General features: G+C 60.5%; 3 protein-coding genes and 1 tRNA gene. 3 read left to right on the forward strand and 1 reads right to left on the reverse strand.

All coding sequences use genetic code 11. The annotated features are described in order from the left end of the window. The first annotated feature begins 45 nt into the window (after positions 1-45). Both VL688_02480 and VL688_02485 read left to right on the forward strand, forming a co-directional pair. On the forward strand, positions 46-23,166 hold the full coding sequence (locus VL688_02480; protein ID HTL46912.1) for a proline dehydrogenase family protein: 23,121 nt from the start codon (positions 46-48) through the stop codon (positions 23,164-23,166). Positions 23,167-23,308: 142 nt separating this feature from the next. Next, a tRNA-Gly gene (locus VL688_02485) sits at positions 23,309-23,382 on the forward strand. A gap of 403 nt (positions 23,383-23,785) precedes the next feature. Here VL688_02485 and VL688_02490 read toward each other — a convergent pair. Next, positions 23,786-24,616: a fatty acid desaturase gene (locus VL688_02490; GenBank protein ID HTL46913.1), complete on the reverse strand. Its 831-nt coding sequence runs from the start codon at positions 24,614-24,616 to the stop codon at positions 23,786-23,788. 498 nt (positions 24,617-25,114) lie between these two features. Here VL688_02490 and nusA point away from each other — a divergent pair, with 498 nt between their 5' ends. Beyond that, positions 25,115-26,410: a transcription termination factor NusA gene (gene nusA, locus VL688_02495; GenBank protein HTL46914.1), complete on the forward strand. Its 1,296-nt coding sequence runs from the start codon at positions 25,115-25,117 to the stop codon at positions 26,408-26,410. Positions 26,411-26,413: the final 3 nt, after the last annotated feature.

The following is a 26,413-nucleotide window of genomic DNA, read 5'->3' on the forward strand; positions in this document are numbered from 1 at the left end:
CGCCCGGCTTTCCTGGACGGGGTTCTTGCCGCGGCGAAGGAGCGCTTGGGGCAGGAAGAATTGTACCGGCGTTATCCGCTCATGCTGGAAGTGGCGCTGGCCAAAATGGAATTCGCATTCCTTTATCCTGAAGAGAATAAAAAGCTGAAGCCGTACGGCGAGGGGGGCGTTTTGCTGGCAAGCCCTCTTACTTCGCTCGAAGAAATGCTCAGGATTTTTCCGATGAAGGCCGGCCAGAAGATTCTCGATGTCGGCGGCGGCGACGGCCTGAGCTCTTATTTCATGGCCATTGCTTCGGGCGCGCACGTCACCTCCATCGAAATCGATCCCGCCCGTTTCGAATATCTCAAAGCCTTTGAAAGTTTTCTCGCCGGCAAAGGCCTGCGCTTCAACGTTTCGTTCGTGAACGCGGACTTTCTCGAGCACCCGATCGGCGAGTACGACCTGATCTATTTCTATTTTACGGAACCGCAGAAATACAAGGGCCGTTTCGGCGGCCTGGTCGTCGATAAACTGGAAAAAGAGCTCAAGCCCAGGCAGCTTTTTATCAGCCCCGCCTTTTATCTCCCGAACGAACTCAAAGGATTCCTGGTCAAAAAAGAAGGCCGAGCGCAGCATTTCGAGAACCAGACCCGTTTGAGCTACCATGAAATCACGCTGGGGGGAGATCTGCACACAGCGGCCCTCATTACCCGCCCTGTTTTCGCGGGGGAACGGGAATCCACCGCCACGCTCGAAAAAACGGCGGCAGGGCCGCTTCTGGAGGAATTGGACCTTTTGAAATACGAGCCCGTTTTCGCGGACGGGGCGGCCTACGGAACGGCGCGGATCACGCTTCCCGCCATCGAAGATCCCGCGAAGCTCCAGCCCGGCGCCGGCATCCTGCAGAACATCCTCGCGCCGGTGCGGGAATTCGACCTCCTCTACAACCGCAAAGGCCGCTTGATCGGCGCGTTTCCCGCTTTCACCATGGCCGACGAAGTGCGGCTTTCGCCCGACGATGTTCATTATTACCTGGACCTCAGAAAATATTACGCCGTCATTCCGGAACTGGGCGCCGCGGACGCGAAAGCCGCCTGGAGCAAGCTGGACCAGGAGGTCAAAGAAGACGAGGCTTTGATCCAGGATTATCTTCGCCTCCACCGGGGCTGGCCCTTATCCGCTTATACCGCCGGGCACACGGGCGCGTATCTTTATGCCGAGGTCGACCTCGAAACCGGCGAGAGCGTGCTCGAAGAGTTCGACCCGGAAACTTTCGATGCGGCCCGCTTCAATATTCGCAAAGAAGGAAAGTTCCAGATCGTCGTTCCGCTGTATCCCGGCGTTTATTCTCCCGCGAACCCCGAATTCAAAGTAACGGATAAAAAATACCACCGCGGCATTTACGTTCCGTCCGCGCAGCTCGGCACCGAAGCCGACGTCCTGGATTTCCAGCCCCAGCATACCGTGCTTGTGGATTTCGCGGGCAGCGGCTGGGACCTTCTTCTCGCTTACCTCGCCCTCATGCGCGCGGCGAAAAAAAATCTGCCGCCCGGAGAATTCGAGCAGTACAACCCCCGGCTCTATGCCATGGATGCCAGCGTCCTGGCCGTGGCCACGCTGAAATCCTTCGCGCGGCGCGCGGGCTTTGCCGTAAACGCGGTCACCGGCGACAGCTTGGTGCTCGACAACGGTTCTCCGCGTTTTCCCGGCGTTCATTTCGACCGCATCCTGGGCAACGTGCCCAGCCTTGCCGCCGAAATGCCGGAGGGGCCCGCCGCGCATCCCAGCCAGATATGGGACGGGTACGTGTGGCCCATGATCGAACGGTTTTTGCGCGATGCGGTGACGGTCGGGAGTTCCGATTCGCGTTTCTGGCTTTGGGGCGCGCTGGTCGACGGCGAGGCGGAAGGCGACCCGATCCAGAACAAACTCGAAGCGCTCGGCATGACGGTGCGCCCGCAAACGGGCCGCGATTTTGCGCCTGAAGAGATAGGGCCTTTTGGAGGTCCCGGCGGCAAAACCATCGTGTACCGCCTTTACGATGCCCGGAAAGACGGCAAAGCCGAGCTGCGGACCAAGGCATTGCAAGCCATCCCCGCCATCAAAACGCTGGATGCGCTGGCTTATTTTCTGCTGGCCGTCGACGGCCTTGGCGTTCTTTCGGAAGTGCTTCCCAAAGCCCCTCCCGCTGTGGAGCCGGAATTGAAAAAAGCGTTCGCGGCAAAAGACACCGCCGAGATCGAGGCGTCTATCAATGCGGTCCGGTGGTTTAAGTTTTTTACGAAAAATTCCTGGCTGGCAGTGAGGAGCGCGGTCTTTAAACGCTATCAGGAGATTCTGGGCCCGCGGATCCAAAAGCTCGTTGAAGCCGCCGAGAAAGTTCAAGACGAAGAAACCTATTACCTTGCGAATAAAATTTTGATCGCGGATACGCAGCTTTCCGCCCGCGAAGAAGAATTGATGCGGCAGCATGCCTGGCTTCAGGACCTGAAAGATTACCGGGCCGTGATGGCGCTGGAATTCATTCATCCGGAATTTAAGCTCTGGGTTCTCGAGGATCTGCAAGAAGTTCTTCTCGTTTTGCAGAAAAAGGCGTTCGAGTTCGAGCATCAGCGCACGATGCGCCGGTATGACGAAATGTTTTCCCTGACGGATAAAATCCGGAAAATCAAAGACCGCGATGCTCTTGAAATGGCGCTTTGGATCATCCTCGGAAAGCTTTCCGAGCCTCTCGAGGCCCGGTATGAGGCTCCTTTGAAAGTGCTGGAAAAAGCTTTCGGGGTCACGGGCCTTGCGGCCGTCCGGCAGACGCTCCGGAGCCAGAACCGCGAATTCATCCGGACGATGGTCGGCATGGCCGTTCAACGCGCCATGCAGCGGGAACAAATCGCGGAATACCGCGCCGAGATCGAAGCCCTGCCCGATGACGATCCTTTCAAACGTTTCTTGCTCGAGGCCTTCGACGCGCTGGAAGACAACACGCGCCGCTTCCTGCGGCAAATCGGCGAAGATGATGAAGCGGACGATCTGGGCCGGCGGGACGAATTGCGTTCCGATGAAGCTCACGAAGAAGCGCCCGCGCCGGCAGCTCCCGAAGAAGTGCGCCGCAATCTCGAAGCGGCCGCCGCGCTGCTCGCGCCGGAAGCCGAAGACGTTTTGACGCATGCCGAACCGTTTTTGTCCGGCACGGGTGATGCCATCGCGCAGACGGGCGTGATCCGCGCCTACGAATTTCATCCGCCTCAATGGGAAGACCTGAAATTTTCGCTGACGGTCGCGCCGGACAAGCTCGGGCTGCACCCGGGTGATGTGATCAATCCCGAAGTGGAATCTTTCGCACCGTACACGCGCCCCGGCGAGCCGAAAAGCCTCGCCAACCTGCGCATCGCGCAGGGCACTTTCGACCGGAGCCTCGCGGAATTTCTGGGCAAGCTTCTTCGGGGCACTTACAACGACGAGCTTGGCATCCAGTGGCGTTACCTGCCGGCGCCGCGGAAAACCGAGGAGCTGGCCGCGGCCCTGCAGCATGCGCTGCGTTACGCCGAGCCCGCCTATGTGGTCCTGCGCAGCGGGGAGCAAAAAGCGGTTTGGAAAAGTGACGCCCAGGTCCGCATGAAAATCGGTTTCAAAAAAGGGGAACCGGTCTGGGGATGGGAGCCGGAAGAGCCTGAATACCCCCGCTTCCTTTATAAGGAATTCGGGGAATCGTTCGACCAATCCAAAGCCTGGGACATCCTTTATCTTCACGGCCATCCGCCCGGCACCGCGGGCCAGGACCTTCATGAACGTCTCGATCTGAGCCTTGCCGACAGGCTGATGATTCTCCGTCAATTCAAGTCCGCGCAAAAGCCGAACGCGCGCTGGCTGCACAAGGCCTTCGGCGTGACCTCGCTCGCCAAAGGCGAGAAAGGCACGACGCTGCTTGTCCGCCTTTACACGGTGACCTCAGACAAGGAACCGGAATTCTGGTATCAGGACGGCCTCATCACGCGCAACGGCGACGGCGTGGTGAGCTTCAAAATGCTGGAAAAAATCAAGAGATACGACCGCGGCCCGGATGATTATTACGGCTACGAGCCCGGCGGCAGCGGCCCCGGCGAAGGCCCGGACGGCGGCAAGCCCGTGCGCAATCCGCCGAAAGCTCCGCTCGGCGGCACCAACAGCGGAGGCTGGAGCGGCGAACGTGAAACTTCCATGCCGGGCGTGGGCCATGATACCGGCCTTGTGGGTTCCGGCGCGGGCGCGCGTGGACTCAAATCCGAGATGCGCCTGAATGAACTCGTGAAATACCTCCACGGCCTCTTCCAGTCCGCGGAACAGAGAAACATCGTCGAACTTCAGATGAAAGGTCCGCAGGAAAACGTGGAGTGGCTGCGCGCCAGAATCGAAGCCGAGCCGGATGTTTTCGGCCTCGACGCCGAAGGAAAGACCGCGCTGAACGACGTGCTCGCGGATTACCGGCCGGGCAATTACGCGAATGCGCGCGGCCTCGACGCGCTCAACGCCGCGGCCGGTTCTACGTTCAACGGCCAGCAGCTTCTGGCATCGCTGCGCTATTTTGCCGAGAGTCCCGCCGAAGTCCGCGGCCGGGCGCTTGCGCTGAACGCCATTCGTGAAGGCCAGGAGCGCCTCGAGCGCGAAATCGCGGACGAAAATCATTTCTGGACCGTGCCGGAGGTCGAAACGCTGCTCCGGCTGCTGGCCATGTCCTCAGAAGCGGGGCAGGGCCGCGAGGTCCAGGCCGCCACCGCCCTTTATCAGCGCGATTTGAAAACTCTCAACCGGATGATCGCCGCCGCGGCGGAGCTCGACCGGGCCGCGAATGCGGGCATCATGGCGAACGTCCACGCTTATCTTCGTACCCAGCAAACCGATCTTGCCCGCCTGCGGGGCATTATTCAGGAAGGTCCTCTGCGGGCCGCGTCCGTCACGAGGCCCTTGCATGAGCTCGGCCAGCGGGAACGGGGGGAGTTGATGCTTCCCTTTATTGCCGCGGAAATGCTTTTCTCCGCGATGGAAAGGGCCGCCAACGCTTTTCTCGAATCGCGCCCGGAAATCATGACTCAGGAAACCGCGGTCCGGATGACGGTCGTGCCGCTCATGAGCGAAATCGCGCAGCGGAAAATTATCGGCATTACTTTGGCGCATTTCCTGGCCGACGCCACGCAGCCGCGCCTGCGGGAAGTGGATCTTGTCGAAGCGGCCCGTGAGCTCGTCGACAACATGAAGACGCGCTGGCAGACGACGGACGGCACGCCGTTTCTCTCCCATGTGAACTATCAATTCGAAGGCGATGTGGCGGAGCCGATCGTGGCTCTCGAATCGTCGCTGGACGGCTTTTTCCGCATCTTCGGAGAACCCTTGAAGAACGCTCTGACCGCGCTTCCGCGTGAAACCGGCACCTTGTTCCGGAGCGGCACGGTCCGCGTGATTTTCAAGAAAGAAGCGGGACGGGTCAAAATCCTGGTGCTCAACCCCGGACATCCGGATCCGGAGCTGGACGCGGAAAAGATTTTCCTGCCGCACCGTTCGTCGCGCGCCGAAAGCGAGATCGACATCGGCCGTGCCGGCGATCACACCGGGCCTTTCACGGGCCAGGGCATCGGCCTTTTCCGCGCGCGGCTTCTCGCGCGCCTGCACGGCGGCGACCTCGAATATCTTCCTTCCATGCGAGAAGACGCGACCGGGCAGCCGGTCACGGCTTTCCAGATCACCTTTCCTTTGCCCGGCGGCGAATCCGAGGCCGGAGCCCCGGAAACACGGCGGCTTCTTCCCGGCGACCGCGTGGTGCTCGACCTCGGCGCGGAAAGCGCTCCCGCGGTGCTGCGCATCGGCCAGCTCGAGCTTGAACTCTCCCGCTCGGACCGCGGCGACAACATCGAGATCCTGCATGACCGCGTCACGACTTATCTGGAAGCAGGCCGGTGGCGTTCTTACCGCCGCGTTTATTCCAACCCCGACCAAGGCCCGAGCACCGAAGCGCTCGCGGCCCTGAAACACATCTTGTCGGCCGCCTTTTTCCAGGAACGCTTCGGCGCAGGCTCCATGCTCGTCATGGACGGCGAAGGCATGAGCGAAGGCACGCATTTCCCGCGCGGCGTGGATCCCGAAACCGTGCCGCTCGCGCCGGTCAAGCTCACGCACCTCGGCAACGGCCTTGTTTCCATCGAAGTGCCTCACGACGCCAGGGCCTTGATCGAAGTCGAGGGCGTCCGGGCCAGCGACGATTCCCGTCTGACCGTCCTCGCGCGCCATCCCGCGCAGCTGATTTCCCCGCGCGTCACGGTGGCCGACGATTTGACCGGCGCGCACAACGTGGCCTCGGGTATCCTGAAAGCCTACGGAAAAAAATCGCTCGTCATCGACGACGTGGAAGATCTGGACCAGGGACGCGTTCCCGCGGACCATGAAATCGTCATCAACACCAAGGCCGGCGCGCTTACCGCGGCGCAGGCCAAAGAGCGCAACGCGTTTCTTGCCAAGGCGCTGAAGGCCATGGGCAAGACGCCCGACATCAAAGTCGATTACGCGCTCCGCAATTTGAAGCAGGCCATGGAAGGCCTTTACGACGCTTTCGCGTTCGACGTTTTGTTTTTCGTGCCCGCCATGCCGAACCTCGGCTCCAAAATCGAAAACGGCCGGCATTTCCTTCTGCAGGACGGCGCCTGGATTCCCACGCATCAGAGCTCAACCGCGCAAAAGTCCACGCGGCCCGTGACCACGTCCGACGTGAAGGCTTATGTGGCATCCGAACTCGGGATCGCGCCCGAAAAAATCGTGACGGTTCCCGGCGCGGTCGTGGCCCAAGGCGCGGACGCAGTTTCAGCTTTTCTGGCCGCGCAGACGCTCGCACCCGGGACGATCGTGATTCCCGACATCCGCGGGGAACGCGAGGCCGGCCAGGCGGATTTTCAAAGCGTGGCTTTGGCGGCGGTGCGCCTGGAACGCGAAGGCAAAACCGTTTTGCGCGCGGGCAGCTCCGACTTCATCCGCGCTCTCATGGAAGCCGGTAACGGCGGCCGCAAGCCGGCCAAGGCTTCCGAACCTCTTGCGCCGCTCAAGCGCCAGGGCGCTCCGGTCGCGCTTCTCGGCACACTGAACGCGGTGACCGACCAGCAAGTCGACGAAGCGCGCCGGCATTTCGGCGACCAGCTTCTCCTTCTCGAGATGGACGTTGCTGCGGTGCTGGAACGCGGCCCGAAGTTGCGCGACGAATTCCTGCGACTCCGGCGCGCGTTGTTCCAGGCCCTGCAGGAAGGCCGGCCCGTCATTCTTCGCACCTCGCGCGTTTCGCAGGAGCTCAGCCGCGCCGATGCCATTTTCGTGGCGCAGTCGCTCGGCCAGATCCTGAACGGCGACGAAGTGCGTTCCAAGATCACCGCGCTTTTTGTTTCCGGCGGCGAAACGCTCGGCGCGCTGACCAGCGTCATGACGCCTTCCGGCATCACGCTCGAAGGCGAATTCGCGGACCGCGTGCCCTGGGGCATTTTCTACGGCGGCCTGGCCAACGGCATTCCCGTCGTCAGCAAGCAGGGCGGCAACGCGCTTTATCCGGACATCCTCACACAATTTTTCACGCAGACTTCACGCTACCATCAAGGCGCGGCCGCGCAGGCCGTGTCCGACCTGCGCTTCATCCTCGGCGAGCTCGGCGTGCCCGGACTCCAGGTGCTTCTCGGCGGGCCGTATGCGCAGGACCAGAGATCGCCGGAAAGAAAGCTCGAGCTCGCGCTTTTCCTGGGCGAGGAGGTCAAAGAGCGGGAACGTGCGCGGATCTTTCACGCGTGGGACACCATCAAGGAACGCATCGCCCTCGAACTTGCAGGGCGCGGTTACGGTGCGCCGCAATTTCACGAGTCTCATCCGCCCACGACCGAACAGTACCTGAAACTTTGGAGCACCCGGCAGATTTTCAAGGACAGCAAGACGCTTTGGCTCGTGAACGCCGCGGGCTCGGAAAAAATGGAAAGAGCCGAGCTCCGCGCGGCACAGGATCCGGCTCTTGAGGCGCGCGTGCAGCATTACGGCCAGGAAATCTTCGCGCACGCGAAAGCGCACCGGCTCACGCGCCTTGTCCGCAACGCCAGCCCTTCGCAGTTCATGATGCGCCTTTCCTCGCGGGACGAATACACGAAGGTCCAGCTCCTGAATTTCATCGGCCTGCTCTCCAACGTGGGACAGAACCCGCAGGCCGTGCTGAAAGGCCTCGCGGAATATTTTCCCTTCTCCGACCGGAAGATCCTTTTGTCCGTGCGCTTCGGCACCGCGCTTGCGCGCGTGCTCGGCGGTGTTTTCCCTCGTGCGGTGTCTTCGTTTATCTTCTGGAGCGTGAAGACGTTCGTGGCCAAGCGCTTTTTCGCGGGTGAGAACCTGGACCAGGCGCGCGTCTCGATCAAAAAAATCCACGGAAAGGGCCCGGGCGTCACGGTCGACGTGCTGGGCGAAAAAGTCCTGTCGCAGGACGGCACCGACGCCTACATCGCCGAATACGAACGCCTCGTCGGAACGCGCGAAATCGAGAACGTCTCCATCAAATTGTCGTCGCTTTATTCGGAGTTCAATTCCGCCGCGCCGGAGAAAACCAAGGCGCGGGTCAAGGAAGAGCTGAAGAAAGTCATCCGCAGGATCCAGGAAACCGGGACCACGCTCTCGGGCGAGCCCATTTTCCTGACCGTGGACATGGAGGAATACAAGGACAAGGACCTCATCATCCAGATCTTCAAGGAAGCCGCCCAGGAAACAGGCTTCCATAATATAGGCATTGCCATCCAGGCCTACCTGAAGGGCACGGACCCGCAGGACAACGAGACTCAGCGCGACCTGCGCGGCATCGCGGAGTTCGGCCGCCAAAACGGCTTCCGTCCCGTGGTGCGGCTCGTGAAGGGCGCTTACTGGGATCAGGAAGTCGCGATCGCGCGGCGCAACGACTGGCCCGTCCCGGTCTTCGAGCATAAGCACGAGACCGACATCAACTACGAAGAGTCCGTCCGCCTGATCCTGCAGAACATCGACGGCATCCAGCCGGCTTTCGCGACGCACAACATCCGCAGCATGGCGGTCGTCATGGCCGAGGCCGAGCGCCTGGGCATTCCCAAGGACCAGTTCGAGTTCCAGGCGCTTTACGGCATGATTCCCGACGAAGTCGTGGCCACGCTGCTCGAGATGGGCTACCGCGTGCGCATCTACACGCCGTACGGCGAGCTGCTTCCGGGCCTGGGCTATCTCGTGCGCCGCATCCTGGAAAACTCCGCGAACGCGTCGTTTTTGAAAAATCTTTCCTTCAAAAAGAAAGACATCGAGGCCCAGCTCCGCGACCCGCGCGCGCTCGTGGCCGTGCCTCCCGCCCCGAAACCCGAGGAACCCGTTGTTATTCCGGCCGCGCTTGAAAAGCGCCTGGCGGCTCTGGAGCGTCTCGCAAATCTCTGGGAAGGCGAGCCCGAAGCCGCGCGCAGGATCCACGCGCTTGTCCGCGAGCGCCGCGCGCTCGAGCAGAAAGCCGCGGCCAGCGTGCTGACCGTTCCCGGCGAAGCCAACCGTTACCGTTACATTCCCCGAGGCCCCGGCGCCGTCATCATCGAAGACGCGCTGAATATCCCGGACCTCGTGGAGATGCTGGCCGCGCCTCTGGCGGGCGGCAATCAGGTCAAGGTCTCGCTGCCCACCGGCGTCTCGCCGTCCACGCGGCAGCTTATCGCGAACGTTTTTGATTCCGCGGGCTTCACGCGCGGCGAAATCGAAATCCTGGACGGCGTGCCCGGCAGGGCGGAACAGCTTGCCGCGCAGCCGGAGCTGACGTGGATTTCGTACCGCGGCCCTCCGGAAAGGGAAAACCAGTTCCGCCGCATCGTCTATTCCCATCTCCTCGATCAGAACACGCCCAAGCGTTTTGTCACGCAGGTGACGCCCGATTACGCCGCGGAATTCGTCATGGGCAAATCCGAATCGCAGAACACCATGGCCATGGGCTTTGCCACGACGCTGCAGAAAACCGGCGGCGAGCCCGGGTTCACCAACGAATCGCCCGTCCCGCTTTTCCGGCCGGAAAACCAGCGGCTCATGGAAGAAGCGCTGGCGCGCGCCCGCGCCGCGTTCGGCAAAGAATATCCGCTCTTCATCGGCGGCGAAGAAGTCATACTGACCGAGTTCATGAATTCCACCAATCCCGCGCATCCCGATCAGGTGATCGGCCGCGTTTCCAAAGGCACGGCCGCGCACGCGGCCGCCGCGGTGAAAGCCGCGAAGGCCGCTTTCGAAGGAACCGAAGGCGTCCAGGGCTGGGGCAAGAAAAGCGCCGAGGAACGCGCCGCGTACCTGCGCAAGGCCGCGCACATCATGGCCGAACGGAAATTCGATCTTGCCGCCGTCATCGTCCTGGAAGTCGGCAAGACCTGGCGGGAATCGCTCGCGGACGTGGACGAGGCCATCGACTTCCTTAATTATTATGCCGCGAACATCCTGACCCTCGAGCAGGAAGATCAGGCGCTCGCCGCAAGCGACCCGCGCTGGGCGAATTTCAAGCGCGCGCCGAACGGTGTGACCGCGGTCGTGGCGCCGTGGAATTTTCCGCTCGCGATTTTGACGGGTATGGCTTCCGGCGCTCTCGCGGCCGGCAACACCGTGATCCTGAAGCCGGCCGGACAGTCCATGGTCATCGCGGCGAAACTCATGGAAATTTACCGCGACGCGGGTTTTCCCGCGGGCGTCGTCAATTTTGTTCCCGGACCGGGCCGCGAAGTGGGCGGAAGGCTTGTCGGGCACGAAGACGTGGACACGGTGGTGTTCACGGGTTCCCGCGAAGTCGGGCTCGGCATGGTCGAACAGGCCGCGGCCTCGGACCGCGCGGGCAAGCGCCCGAAAAACGTGATCGCGGAAATGGGCGGCAAGAACGCCGTCATCGTGGACGAGAGCGCGGACCTGGACCAGGCCGTCGACGGCGTGATCAACAGCGCCTTTTCCTACTGCGGCCAGAAATGCTCCGCGGGCTCGCGCGTCATCGTGATGCGTGAAGTCTACGACAAGTTCACGGCAAAGCTGCGCGCCAAATTCGAAGCCCTCAACATCGGGTCCCCGGAAGAGCCGGACACGCTGTTCGGCCCGGTCATCGATCCCGCGGCCCGGCAGACGATCGAGCGGCAGTTCAAGGAGCATGCGCGCGACACCGAGCACCTGGCCGTCCTCGCGGAAAGAAAGCTCGTGCCCGAAGGCCGCATTGATCCGGCCGGTTCCTACGTTGATCCCATCATCTACCTGGACGTGAAGCGCGATTCCAAGCTCGCTCGTGAAGAAATTTTCGGGCCTGTGCTCGTCGTGATGCCCGCCGAGACTTTTGACGAGGCCCTCAGCATTGCCAACGATACGGCGTTCGGCCTCACCGGCAGCCTTTATTCGCGCATCCCCAGCCACATCGAACGTTACCGCGACGAAGTGCTCGTCGGCAATGCCTACATCGAGCGCGGTTCCACCGGCGCCCTCGTGGGCTGGCACCCCTTCGGCGGCTACAAGCAATCCGGCATCGGCTCCAAAGCCGGCGGCCGCGATTACCTGATGCAGTTCATGCACTGGGAAGATACCGGCGCGTCCCGTCCGGAGATGAGGTCCGGCATCGACATGACCGCGCTTCCCGGAAAACTGAAGGCCCTGCACGCGGAAGCCAAGCGCAAGCTCGCGGATGCTCACGAATATCATGAAAAACTGAACGTGATGAAGCAATACCAGATCGATCTGGAAAAATTGATGGGCGAGCTTTACCGGTCGGGCCGGAACTGGAAAGAAACGGTCGCGGCCATGAATCTCGCGGAGCAGCTCTGGAAACAAGAAGGCTGGGAGCCGCAGTTCGGCCGCTTCCTCCAGCATTTCATCCTGTCCCAGAAAATGTTCATGGAAGTCGGGCAATACCAGGACCTGCAGGAAGACGTTTTCCGCCTGGTCAGCCAGGCCGGCGAACCCGAAGACCGGCTCTGGGCCTGGTGGGTTTATCTCGCGGCGAGTACGTACCATCTCCGCTATTTCGGGCTGCACGTGGAAGCGCGCCAGGATAACAACAAGCTCGTCGTCGTGGACCAGCAGCTCATCCAGAAGATCATGGTCGAATATTTCATGCCGGAATTCTTGAAATGGCGGAAAGAGAAAGCGGCCGAAATCGCCCGTGAAGGAACGGCGGAGCACAGGACTTACCGCGCCATGCTGTGGATGCTCGGCTCGGTTTTCGATTACCGCATCTACGATTCGGAAAGCCTCGCCTTTTCCTACGCGAGCAGCAACGACCGCGAACGGCGCAACAAGCGCTTCGAGTACCTGCGGGACCCGAAAGAATTTTTCCCCGGAGGCCCGGCCGAATCGATTCCATATTTCTTGAAGCCGATGCTGGCCGCTGCTCCGGAAGCGGAGATGAAGGCGCTTTTGCAGGAAATCCTCGAGATGCGCGGCCGGGACGTGTCCGCGGGACGGCCCGAATATATTTGGGACGGGGCCAATCCGCGGATGCGGCTCATCGCGGCCGGAATTCTCGCGCTGGGCAGCGGCATGGAACAGCTCATGCACATGCCCCAGGAATCTCTCGATGCGCTGGCCAAGGAATCTGAATCCAACCTGCTCATGCTCAATGCCACCAGTCAGTTCAGGGTCGGCCCCTATCAGGCGCTCGAGGAAGCGCTTCATACGGCGCCGTCCCTTGCCGACGTTCCCGCGCGGCTCGCGGAAAAAACAAAACCGGAATTTTTGATCTCGTGGCCTGATTTCGAGGCCCGGCTGCAGCGCCAGGTGCAGATTTTGAAGGGGGGGAATCTCGGCATCCGGAACGTGGACGTCGCGAACGATTACGTGGAAGTGGTTTTCGGAGAAACAGGCAGACGCGCCCTGGAGGCCATGAGGCGCATGCTGGGGATCCTGCACGGGGACTTCCACCGCAATCCGCTCGGCCTGCGGGAGCGCCCGCTGGAATCCTGGGGCCAGATCCGGCCCGGCACGATCCTGAAACACTACAAGCGCGTCCAAAAAGACGAGCCCGCCTCATGGAAAACTTTTTATGTCATGGATGTGCTCCCCGGTGAGAACCAGGACCTGGACTCCGCCTTTGTCGTCTCCGACGACGGAAAACCGCGCCTGCTTTCGCGGCGGGGCATGGAACGTCGCCTGCCGGAATTTCAGCTCGTCATTCCCGGCGTCCAGCCCGGCGTTTTGCAGAACCCGCTTGTCCTGCTCGCGCCGGATGCGGATGCCGAAGCCGTGATCCGCGGAATCTTGGAAAAATGGGTGGGCGGTCCTGAAGTCATCGTCCCCGCGCAATTCAAGAGAGGCAAAGAGCTCTCGGGCATCGCAAAAAAACTCGCGGCGGTCAGCGGTCCGATCCAGCCTTCGGATGTGAACAATGCCTTCCGAGAGGCGCGCCTGAATTTCAAAACCAAGGGCAAGGGCGCGGACATTGCCGCCGAAATCAACGCGGCGCTGGGGCGGAACGAGACCAAGACGGAATTAAGAAGCGCGAATCCGCGGCTTCTTCGCATCCTGGATTATCTCGCCGCAAACCCGGAACTCCAGGTCCGGCTCCAGTACCCGAACGATTGGCCGGATTCTTCCCGCGTCGAAATCACCGGGCCCTTGGATTATTTCGGCATTAAGGCCGCGTTCGGCAGCGTGACGGAAAATTACGAAGTCAAAGAAGACGAGCGCTTTGTTTTCTGGGACGCGGAATTTGCGGCCTATCTCGCCGGCCAAAACCGTTTGTATGCGAGTCCTGAATTGCCCAAAAGCGAACTTCGGTCCGATGAGCAGTGGCCTGAACTGGAATATGTTCAGTCGCGGATCGACCTCCTGAACAGCGCGGCGCAGGGATGGCCGAACGCGTCTCCGGAAAGCCTCCGCTCTTTAGTGAAAGGCATCCGGACGCTCCAGGCGGTCCTGAGAGCCATGGAATTCAAAACCCCGGCCGTGGATTGGGCCGGCTACGAGCAAAGCCGCAAGGCGAAATTGGCGCGGCTCCAGGCTCTGGAAAAGTCGCTCAGGAATGTGCTGCTCAACCGTTACGTGCCGTGGAATCTCTTCGGCGGCCTCGTTCTGGGCATCGCCGCCGTCGCCGTCATGGCCGTTCTGAAAGTTCCCGTCATGGGTATCGCGGTGGCCGTGGTCTTCGGCGGTTCTTTCCTCCTTGGAACGGTCTTTCATATCGAGACCTTGCTGGTGGAGGGCGCCATCCAGCAAAGCGCAGTGCCGGAATTCCTGCACGCGGAAGAACGCGCGGAGTTGAGGATAGGGGAGAGCGCGCAATTTCCGGACGAAACGGACCTGAAGAGAAGGATCCACGCGTTCTGGGAAGACTACATTTTGAACGGCGTCGTTTATACCGGCACCGACGAGCGCTACCTGCCGTCCATCCGCGAGCACGGGCTCACCTCCGACGAAAAGTCCAAACCGTACGACGAAGAAGATTACCGGTTCCTGAGGGAGCTCGCGGCGCGCGCCAGCCGTCCGGACGCGCAGGGGGATTACCGGCAGCACGCCATCGTGGATTTTCCGAGCTGGAGCGGTTTTTATATCACCGACGATTTCCGGACGGCCTTCTCCTATGCCCAGCGCGGCCCGGAACGGGTCATGCTGCTCGAGAGATTCCTGTCGACCCTGATCGACTATTACGACCGCGGCCAGGTGGACCCTTCCGTGACGCGCGGCGACATGGAAAGAATCCGTGGCCTTCATGAAAAATACAAGACCCAGCGCACGGGAGGGGTGCCTGTTGTGATCCAGATCCCCATGCAGCGCATCCTGCCGCTGCTTCCCGAACCCATGCGCGGCGAATTGCAGCGCTACGAAGCCTTCGAAGCCCAGATCCTCGCGCGGGTGCGCCAATTCCCGATGGTCGACATCGGTTTCATCATGAAAGACATTTATCTGGCCGGCCTGCTCCGCAACAAAGGCATCGAAGGCACGCTGCCTTTCACCGAAGACATGCGCGTCATCCCGTATCCTCCGACTTTCGGAGAATACCACGGCGAACTTCGCGCGGCGCCGCGGCCGGAAATGCGCGCCACGGCCGCTCCGAAGCCGGCATCGCCCCAATTCTTCCTCGAAACCGGCTTTGGGCCGCATGGGAGCGTGCACTCGGTTTATCTTCTGGATCCCCGGATCAATCCGGCCCGCGACAAATTTACACATCATGCCATCACGCTCCGGCTCGGGCCCGGCCATTACTCCGAAGACTACCGCGATCAGACCATCGTGTACGATTTCTTCGTCACGGACAAACCTTATCCCGCGGACCGCGACCGGCTTATCGACCAGTCCGGCTACAAGGGGCATGCGGCGCTGCAGTTCGACGGCGAAGGGCGCCTCGAAAGCTGGCGGATCGACATCAGCGGGCGCCGCCGCGCGGCCTTCCCGTGGCTCGAAGCCTCACTGGTCCGTTGGCTCAAGTCTCAGAAGGGAAAGAAATTCGACCGGTCCAATACTGATTTTCCCGCGCTTTCGAGCCTTCACCCGCTTTATGAAAAAGCCGACCGGCTGCTCGACCGGTTCAAAGCGAACGGCGTGCTGCCCGCGGATGAAGAACGGCTTGCCGGGGAATTCGCGGCGCTCGGCCTGAATGCCGCGCCCGCGCTCGTGGATCTCGTGGAATTCGCGCATGAAGCGCAGGATAGAAACGCGGCCCTTCGCGTCGCCGTGCGCGCGCTGAGGATGATCGGAGCTCCGGCCGCGCCGCAGCTGATCGACGCGTTGAAGCGCGCGCGCGATGAAGAAACCCGCGCGGACCTTCTTAAGGCATTGTCCGGCATGAAGCGCGCCGCCGTGCCGGCGCTCATGGCCGCGCTTCGCGATCCGGCCCTGCGCCCTTATGCCGCGTCGATCCTGCAGAAAACCGATCCCCGCCGTCCCACGGCCATCACCGTGTCGCCGATCGCGGATTTCGCGCAGTTCAAGATTCCCGACGAAGGCACGCTTCCGAAGAAAAACATCCTGGTCTACGGCGGCCTGGGCGCGGTGATTCCGCGTTTTTATAAAGAACACATCGAGAAACTGGCCAGGCGCTACAACGTCGAGCTCGTGGCGCTGGACCTCATGCCCGATGATCTCGCGCGGCAGAGGATCGAATCTCAGGGGCTTCCTTATTCCACGTACTTCCAGGTGCCGCAGGGCAGCCCGCTCTTCGGGCAGCTCGGCGAATTCTTGAAAGCGCTGCTGGCCGAAGATCCCACGGGCGTGCTGCTGGTCACGCGCCCGAATTCGCACCTGGATTTCGTGCGCTGGGCCACGGAAAACGACATGAACGTGTTCGTGGAAAAGCCCGTCGTGCTTCCGGGACACGTCCCGGCGCTGCGGGAAGTCTACCGCCAGCATCCGGACAAGGTTTTCGCCATCGACTTTTTCTTCGACAACAAATCCGCGCTCGACGGCTTCGAACTCTTGAAGGCCAAGAATTTCGGCGCGCTCAAGTCTGTGAACGGCCGCATGATCGAATCCAACGGAATCGAAAAAGGCCGCGAGTGGCTGGTCAACCCGCGTGTAAGCGGCGGCGGCCTGGGCATGGACATGCTCGTGCATTTGTCCGCGCTCGGCGATCTGCTCCTCAGCAAATTCGGGCTCAGCTTGAAAGACCTGGAGCTGCATCCGGACGAAAGCTTTTTGTCGCGCTACGAAGGCGCGCCGGAAGAAACCGAAACTTACGCGCGCGTGGCCGGTCACGTCAAAGGCGTTCTGGTCGATCTCGGCGCGGGCAAGGGAGCTCACACGTCCGCGTACTACATGATCCTGGAAGGCACGAAGGGCACTTTGGAAATCAATCTCGGCACGGAAAAAACGCCGCCTTTCCTCGAGCTGCGCGATTTGCGCGGCCGCGTGGTCTACCATCAGGATTACGGCCCGGACATCGGTTATTATGGAACGGTCGGAAAAATTTTCGACGAGGCGCAGGGGCTGGGGCAGGTGAAGCAGTCCGAACGCGATTTCCGCATGCAGGCCACGACGCGCGCCGTGGAAGTGCTGGAAGAGGCGCAGCAAATCGTCGGCGAGCAGTACCAGAGCCACAAGCTCGGCGAGGATCCGGATGCGGCGCCTCGGAAAGCCGCACCCGCGGTGCCGAAAGTGGATTATCCCTATCGCGTGGTGCTGCCGAACGCCAAACACCCGGGCGAAGAGGTGCAGCTCGTGCAGGTCAGCACCCATGAGCCGGGCCGTTTTTACTGGGGCATTGTCGGACCGCATGTCGAATACGAAGGCGTGACCGTGCAGTTCACCAAGAAGCGCCTGGTCGTCTCGAATCTCAAGTTCCCGGAAAATGATCTGGAAGACGGCAATGCGGTGGCGGTCAGCATCCTGAGATGGCTTCTGCGGGAAGCGCGGAAATATTATCCGGACGCGGAACATCCGCTCGAGATCACGGGCGTTCAGACGACGGAAATGATGCGCATCGCCGAAGAAGTTTTCGAGCCGGAAAGCGTGGAAGTCTACCACGCGATCGAAGAGAAATGGCGCAAGCCGTCGGAGCCCGGATTCGACCTCTACCGCGCTTACGGTCCGGTCAGCCTCGATTTCCACGACGGCTCCATCAAGGCCTCGAGAAACGGCACGGGATACAAAGTCGACAGCAATGTCTCGGACGCGGAAGTCGTCCTCGACGGCCACAAGATGACCGTGCGCCGTGACGGCCGCCGCGTGAACACGTCGTTCCTGGTTTCCTTTGAAATGCGCGGCAGGCCTTTGGCGGCGGCGCTGGCGGAACCCATGCACGCGGAACTGCGGGCCGTGCCTCTGCCGCAGCTGGCGGAAGCGGCGAACGAATATCTGGACGGCGGCAGGCCGGATGAAGCCGAGACTCTCTTGACCCAGCAGATTGCGCCTCTCTTGCGGCGCTCTCTAGGCGATTCGGCCACGGCTCCCGAGAATATCGCGGCCGGGCGCGAGGTTCTCTACGCCTATTCGAAACTGATCGGCGCGCGCGCGGGCGAAATCCAGGCGGTCACGGCTCTGGAAGGAACCGAAGGACGCGAACGGGGCGCGAAGATGCTCGCCGCTCTGGAAGAGCGCGTGAAAGAATCCGTGGAATTTCTTCGCCATGAAAAGCTGCGCCGCGAACGCTGGAGCGCGGCCGTCCAAGCCGAGTTTGAATACCTTTCCGCCGGCCTCGCGGGCGCCTACATTGCGGCGGCCGAAAAACTCCTTGCCGCCCCCGAAGGCGATGAGGCTGCGTCCCGGCAGGCCGCCGCGCGGGCCTGGCTGGATCATGCCGAGGGCGATCTGCAGGCTTACGAAAAGTATGTGCGCGCCAACAGCCTGTACGGAGAACCTTTCCGGATGCTGACGGAGTGGCAGGCCCGGCTGGCGGCCGCGCGCCGGCTGCTTCCCGCGGCTCCCGCCGGAGAACCTGAAACGGCTGCCGCGGCAAAGCCCGCGGTCTTGCCCGCTGCGGGACCGCTTCTGACCGATCTCACGCGGCAGGTGCATGACCTTTTGAATCAGCAAAAACGGGAAGAGGCGGAGCGCGTTCTTACCACCGAAGCGGCTCCGCTGATGAGGCGCTATCTCGAGGATTCCACGGGATTGCCGGAGCTTCCCATCAAGGCCGGGAGCTATGTGGTCGCGGGTTACAACCGTCTGGTGCGCGGCACGGCTCTTTTCATCACCGCCGAACCGGACCTGAACGGAACCCAGGGCCGGGAATGGGCCGCGGAATGGCTTCAGCATCTCGATGCTTTAATTGCCGAAACCGGTTTCTTCTTGAATCATCCCAAACATCGGACGGCGCCCTGGTTTGATGAGGCGACCTTCAATTTCCACCGCAATTCCCTGGGCGTTGCTCAGGCTTATCTCTCGGCTGCGGAAAAACTGATGAAGAGCCTGGACAATGACGACGCGTCCGCGCGAAAGGCCGCGGCTGAAACCTGGCTCACGCGGGCGGACAAAGATCTCGGTTTTTATGAAGTCTTTTTGCGGCGATATCGCATGGCCCCTTCCTTTTTTGATGAATTCAGGACGGTTCAGAGCCGGGCCCGCGCCTTGAGGGAAACAGCCTTCACCGAAAAGCCCCCCGCGCCCGCGGCGAAATCCGTTATCGCGGCCGAGCCTAACTTGCCGGCCATGGTCAAAATCATGCACCAACAACTGAGCGGCGGAATGCCCGATGAAGCCGAAGCACTGCTCCTGGACAAGATCGGCCCGCTCATGCGGCAATATTTGACCGATTCCCACGACCTGCCGGTCATTCAGATCTCGACGGGGAGTTACGTGACTTCGGGGTATTCCAAACTGGTCGGCATCCGCGGTGAACAGCTTCGGACCAGCACCGATGAATTTGAGGGACGGGAAGGCCGGGAACGCGCGGCGCGCCTGGTCGAGCGCCTGGAACGCCTCAACCAGGAAGGGCGCGACATCCTGAAGCATCCCAAACACCGCGAGACCGAATGGCATTCGCGGGCCCAGTTTTATTTTAATCTCGTGAGCGCCGACTTTGCCGCCGCCCATGTCGCGGCCGCGGAAAAACTCATGAAGAATCTCGAAGGCGACGATGCCGAGGCGAGAAAAGCGCAGGCAAAGGCCTGGCTCGAACTGGCGGAAGGGGAGCTTCGCGTCCACGATCTTTTCCTGCAGCGTCAGAAGCTCCAGCCCAAATACCATGATTTTCTTGCGCTCTGGCAGGAAAGGGCGCGCCAATTAAGGCAGCGCTTTTTCACCGAAGTTCAGGCGGTACGCGAAACCGTCCCGGCTCCCGCTGACGGCAAATCCATGGCGGCCGTGACAACCCTCGCGAAACCGGCGGGCGCGGCTCCGGCCGCGGTTCCTCCCGCGGTCAGGCAAGCGCCGCCCGCGGCGAAGAAACCGGCTGAAGAGGTCCGGAGCGAACCGGTGCGTTCCCGCGAGCCCCAGAAAAAGGAACTCACGCGCGAAATCGCGGGCACGATCGCGGCGAAAGTTCTGCATGATCTGAATCAGGCCAAAGGCGATTTCGCGGAGCTCGCGGACCTGGAAGCCTTTCTTGTCCGCCAGGAAGGCCGGGCGCAGAAACGGCACGGCATTGTTTCGGCGGGACTCACGGATCCGGAATTGAAACTCCTGAAAAGCCCGGAGATCACGGCCAAGGCCGTGGCGCAGCTTGTGACCGCGATTGAAGAGGTCCGGAAAAAGCTGGCCGGCGGAGAAAACGCGGAAGAAGCAGCGGAGCCCGTGAAAAAAGGCGGCAGGGCAAGACGCGGCGAAGCACCCGAAGAGATCACGGCCCCGCAGCCCTCGCCCGGTGAAGAGGCTCCGAAGAAACGCGACCGTGCCGAAAAAGCCGCGAAAAAACTGGACGGCAAAAAAGACCCGCGCGGCCACATGAGGGACCTGCGCGACGCCGTGCGTTCCGTGCGCGACGGCGACACAAGCGAAGTGCGGAAGCTTTTCCCGCGCGCCAAGCAGATCATGCTGCGCTGGGACGCGCACGGCAATAAAACCGACGTGAAGGAACATCTGCGCGCCTTCCGTGCGGCGGAAGCGCTCCTGCATGAAGAGCCGGCCGCTTTGAAATCCGAATTGCGCATGGCCGAACCCCGCAAAATCGACAGGGCCGGCGGGCTTGGGAATTACGTGAAGGAAGCCGTGCGCCGCGCGCCGCGGTACCAGGTCTGGGGGAAACAGTTCTTCCTGTCGCCGGACCTTCCTTACGACTTGCCGCCGGAAAGCCTGGCGCAGGCGCCGGCCTTCGTGAGGCAGGCGATCGACCATCTTCGCACCCGGCTCATCGACCAGAAGGGAAGCCATCCCATGGCGCTGGCCCAGGCGATCAGCCTGGTCGAAATCGAGCATTGGAGGCGGGAAGACGAACAATTCGATGCAAAGCGGTATCAGAAGCTTTTCCAACAGCTGTTCGAGTCGCCGCTGTGGCTTGACGAGATCGCGAATCCGGAAGGGAAGATCTCGATCGTGCTGCTGGGCAACACGCCGGACGCTTCGCATTACATCGTCTGGCGCGGCAAGGACAGGAACTTTGCGATTTCCAATGTGAGCTCCATGGGCCGCTACGCCATCCGTATCCGCGAAGGGACGTTCAAAGCCATGATGGACAATCATGATCCCGCGGCGCTCGCCATCCTGATCCTGCGCGGCGTTTTCAGGATTTTTATCCGTGAGGCCAGCAAGGTCCAGGGCTGGCAGGATGAAATGGGCATTGACGAAGAAGTCGCTGTGGAAATTCTCAGATATGTGGCGGATTCCAGGGCGAGCATCGACAGCTACAAAAAATATTATGAGCAGGAAGAGCAAAAGCTGAGGGATGCCCGCCGCGAGCAGTCACTCGCCTTGATCGGCGAAATGCGCCGGCAGTTCGGGGCGGAAACGGCCCGGCCTTACGACGTCATCACATTCATGACGCAGCGCAAGAATCACAAGAAAACCGTGACCAACAAACAGTTCCCGTTTTATCTCAGCGAAATCGAACAGGCCGTCCGGGAAGAAAAAATCTACGGGGCCAGCTACGGCGCGGGACGGCATGGGGCGGCCTTCCGCATCTATCTCGGCTTCGAGCCCGAGGACCTCAACACGGAGGTCGCGCTTTCGCCGGAAGAAGCTCTGCACCTGTTCCTGGATCACACGCTCATCGCCGTCACCAACGAAATCCGCAAAGGCGCGCTGGCCGTTGACACCCATGGGACCCAGCTCAAGAAGGAGAATTACGAGGAGTTTGCCGACGCGTTTTCGTGGAAGGGCATGGACTTTTTGAAAGAACAGATCAAGACCGGACGCCTGCAGCTCGTGCGACGGCAGGGAAATTTCGTCAAGCTGCGCGTTGCGGACATCGGCGAATATCTTCCAAAGGCGGAGTTGAGGGTGGCATCCGCGCCGCGGCAAGTGTATGTGCCGCGCTTTACCTGGGGTAAAAAAGACGATTGGACCACCAACTGGAAAGAGTATCTCGAGGCATTATGGAAAAAATACGCGGGCACCGACGATGTCCGCAAAGTGAGTTTTTTCGCCGAATCGACGCACGGCCTCTTCCACGATTTCCAGCCGGAACCCCGGGCCGAAGAATCCCTGGCTTTGCCGGTGTACGACAACAAGAAGAAGCTTGTGGGCGAAATCCATGTCGTAGTCTTGGATGCGCACACGAACGCCGTTGCCATGCTGCGTTTGGTGAAGCCCGGCGAATTGACGGATGAAACCGACGCGTCAGGCGTGGAAGCGCGGATCGCGTCGAAGTGGAAAGGCTGGGCTAAAGTGCCCTTCGTCACCCAATTTGATTCGGGTGTGGAAATGGGATTGATGTCCACGGTGCGTCCGATCGAAGACATCCACCGCGAACTTCTCGCGGCTTTGCGCGGCCTTTGGGAAAAAGCCCAGGCGCAGGCGCGCGGGGAAGGCCGGGTCGTAGTCGACTTCCCGGTGCCCGCGAGTGTGACGCCCGACCGCGCGGAGTTACGGGAAGCGGCTCCGGAGAATCTCAATTTGTATTTTGCAGCGCAGTATCCGGCGTCTTTGGAAGCCGTGCGCTCGGTTTATGATGAAGTCGCGCGGCAGACTTTGAGCAATGTTCATCCGCGCTGGGTGCTGGAAGCCTTCCTGAACCTGTATGCTCCTTCGGCGCGGGATCAGGTCCTGGATCAAAGCCATCCGCTCTTCCAGGCCGCGCGCAAGGCCATGGGCGAATATGCGTGGCTCTTGGACGGCGATGCGTCTTCGCACGTTCAGCTCATCATGCGTCTGCCCGCGGGAGAAGATTATGCCGCTTATCGCGCATCGATCGTTCTGGCGCTGGGGCGCGGGGACAGGATTTCTTTCGTGGCGCCGGGCATGGATGAAGCTCAGACCGAAGCCGCGCGCCGGGCATTCCTGGGGCCGCTCGAAAAAGTTTTCGGAACCGCGCTTGCCGCGGACCGCAATATCCGCATCGTTCCCACGCCCGCCGGCCGCGCCGAAGTGCTGCGCGCCATTCAGCGTTTTGCCGCGGATCATTCGTTTGCCGGAGAAAGCGGCGTGCTGGATACGGACAAGGCGTTTCTGCAGGAAGTGGGTTTCCGCGGCTCGAAGCTTCTTCTCAATCCCGAGCAGCTGCGCCGCGAAGTCGCGGTCGTGATCACGGCTGCGCTGCTGCGCAGCCAGCTGCCGGACACGTACTCCATCGTCGAGCTCGACCAGTGGATGCGCGAAAAAGGCCTGGACGCGGACACGCTCGTCGCGCGCGTCAGCCAGATGATCCAGGCCATCGAAAGCTTCACGGCTTCCGCGTAAGCTAGGTACCCCGGCCGCATGACCGGATGCTTCTGCCGGTCACCGAGAAATATTCTCGGCGCTATCCCCCGGCCTTTGTTGCTTTGACACGCCGGAACGCAGCTTCTATAATACACCGCCTCACCGCTCTACTTCTTCTTACGCGGGCATAGCATAATGGTAATGTCCCAGCCTTCCAAGCTGGTCATGCGGGTTCGATTCCCGCTGCCCGCTCCAATATCCCCACCGCTTTCACGCACTCTCATGAAATTTGTTTCGCGAAATGCCTCACGAATGCAGGATGAGCGGTCAGCGGGAATCGAAGAGAGACCCTTTTGCCCTTGATCGACGGAGCTGCGACCTTATGGGAGCAGCGACTTCCTTCGAAAGGGTCGAGTGGCCGACCAATCGCCGCGCGACGAATAAGTCGCGCACGCTTGGCGATGGGCGCGAGAAGGTGAGCGCCCCAGAAATGCCCGGAAGATTTGCGAGAAGCAAATCTGGAGGGCGCTTATGAGGCTGGAGGCGCCGATTCCCGTACGTTAAGAGCGAGATCACGTAGAAATGCGGCGGCTTTTAAATAAACACACGAATCCCTTGAAAGGATTCGTGTGTGATTTAAATCAGGAAGAGAAGAAGTTTACGCCGCCATAATCTTCTTGTTCAGAAGATCCTGCGAAGGAAGCTTGATCGCTTTCGCCAGCCCCAGCTTTTCGAGGATCTGGATCGCGAGATAAGTGGAATCAAATTCCCACCACTTGAGGCCGTGGCGCGCGGAGTGTTGAAAAGCGTGATGGTTGTTGTGCCAGCCTTCACCGTAGGTGATCAGGGCAACCCACCAGAGGTTTCTCGAATCATCTTTGCTGTCGTAGGTCTTGTAGCCCCACACATGGGCTGCGGAATTCACGAGCCAGGTGGAGTGATAAACCAGGACCAGGCGCACGAAAACGCCCCAGATCACATAGGGCCATCCGCCCCAGGCATACAGGCCGGCGGCGAGAAGGAAGGTCCAGAGAATGTGGATGCGGTCAAGGAACACAAGGCCTTTGTCTTTGGCCAGGTCCGGAGCGTGCTTGGAATAGAGGGCGAAATTATCGATGTCCTTGCTTTTGTTCATGCACCAGCCCATGTGCGCCCAGAAAAAACCCTGAAGCGGGCTGTGCGGATCGCCTTCCATGTCGGAGCGCGTGTGATGGAGGCGGTGAGCCGCCACCCAGGAAACCGGGCCGCCCTGGCAGGCAAGCGAGGCAATGGCCGAAAGAACATATTCCAGAGGCTTCGGAACTTCAAAGCTGCGATGGGTCAAGAGGCGGTGGTACGTCAGGGTAATGCCCAGACCGCCGGTCACCCAGTGAAGTACGACGCAAAGCAGAACTGCGTCCCACCGGAACGGGGTAAAGAAGGCCGCCAAGGCGCCGATGTGCACGCCTATAATGAAGAAAGCCGGAATGATTTTGATATTGGCCAGCATTTCCCGAAACGTCTTTTTGGCCAAAGGACGAGTTTGGGGTGCGGCGACAGGTGCTTCTAAGAGATCAGGGGACAAGATTTGGCCTTCTTTCTTTAGGAATTGACGTAATTTTTTCCGTGGAAGTTACCTAGGTATTTCGACGGAGGGCGAAGAATTCTGTATAGCTTAATCAATAAAAGCGGGTTTTACCAGCGGTTTTTCTGATTTTCCCTGAAAAAAGTATGCCCCGAACGGTCTAAATAGCCGTGCCCGCGCAACATACAATAGCGCCGATAATATTGTGCGAACGAGGAAGCAAGGACGGGACGCTCCGAATAAATTTTAAAGCTTATCAGAAATTTTAAATATCAATATATAACTTAAAATATCATTCATGATCGATGCCCTGGCATTGACACCCCGGGGTTTTTTGTTATAATAGGGACCCAATTCAGAGTAGTGCAGGCACAGAAGTGGGCAGATTTTTCAGCCCACTTTTTTATTTTCAGGAGAGTTCACGTGAATCAGGACCTTTTAACTTCATTAGAATATATCGAAAAAGAGAAGGGCGTCAGCCGCGAAGTCCTTCTCGAGGCGCTCAAGCAGGCGCTTCTTTCCGCGTGCCGCAAGACTTATCCCCACATCGAGGACGTCGAAATTCAGATCGATCCGATGACTTATAAGATCCGGCTCATGCATCAGGGCCGGGATATTCAGGACGCGAATTTCGGCCGTATTGCCGCGCAGACCGCCAAGCAGGTCATCATTCAGAAGATCCGCGAAGCCGAGCGCGACACCATTTTCGAAGATTACACGCAGAAGATGGGCGACATTGTTTCCGGCACCGTGCATCAGATCGAGAAGAAGGCCATTTTCGTGGACTTTGGAAAGTCGGAAGGCATTCTCCCCGCGCGCGAACAGTCGCCGGTCGACGAATTCCGCCAGGGCAACCTGATCCGCGCCTACGTGCTCGAAGTGAAGAAGACGCCGAAGGGCCCGGAGATCATTTTGTCGCGCGCGCATGAAGGACTTGTGCGCCGCCTGTTCGAGCTCGAAGTGCCGGAAATTCATGACGGCATCGTGCAGATCAAGGGCGCCGCGCGCGAAGCCGGCTCCAGGACCAAGATCGCCGTGTTCTCCAATGACGACAAAATCGACTGCGTGGGTTCCTGCGTCGGTGTCCGCGGCCAGCGCGTGAAGAACATCGTGCGCGAGCTCGGCGGCGAAAAGATCGACATCATCCGCTATAGCGATGAAATCGAGTCCTACATCCGTAATTCCATGGCGCCGGCCGAGATCGCCGAGATTAAACTGAACCGCGCCGAGAAGTCCGCCGAAGTGCTCGTCGAAGACGACCAGCTTTCGCTTGCGATCGGCAAGAAGGGCCAGAACGTGCGCCTTGCGTCGAAGCTGCTCGGCTGGAACCTCGATGTGCGCAGCGTGCACCAGAAGATCCCGCTTTCGTCGCTCGAAGGCATCGGCGAAAAGACCGAAGAAATCCTGAAGGCGGCCGGCATCCAGTCCATCAAGGACATTCTCAAGATCACGGCCGAAGATTTGCAGAAGCTCCCCGGCATCGGCGAAAAGACCGCCGAGAAAATCATCATCGCGGCGCACCGCGTCATCCTGGAAAAGGGCGATGGTCCTCCGGCGCCTTCTTCCCGCACCGTGCTTCCCGAAGTCGGTGAAGAAACTCCGGAAAGCGAAAGCGCCGAAAGCGCAGAGGGTGCGGAAAGTCCCGAAAACGCGGAAGCGCCCAAGACCGAAGAAAATCCTGAGAACCCCGGGAAACCCGAAGGCACGGAGAAGCCGTAAACC

Source organism: Verrucomicrobiia bacterium (assembly GCA_035495615.1).
Taxonomy (GTDB): Bacteria; Omnitrophota; Omnitrophia; order Omnitrophales; family Aquincolibacteriaceae; genus DATJFP01.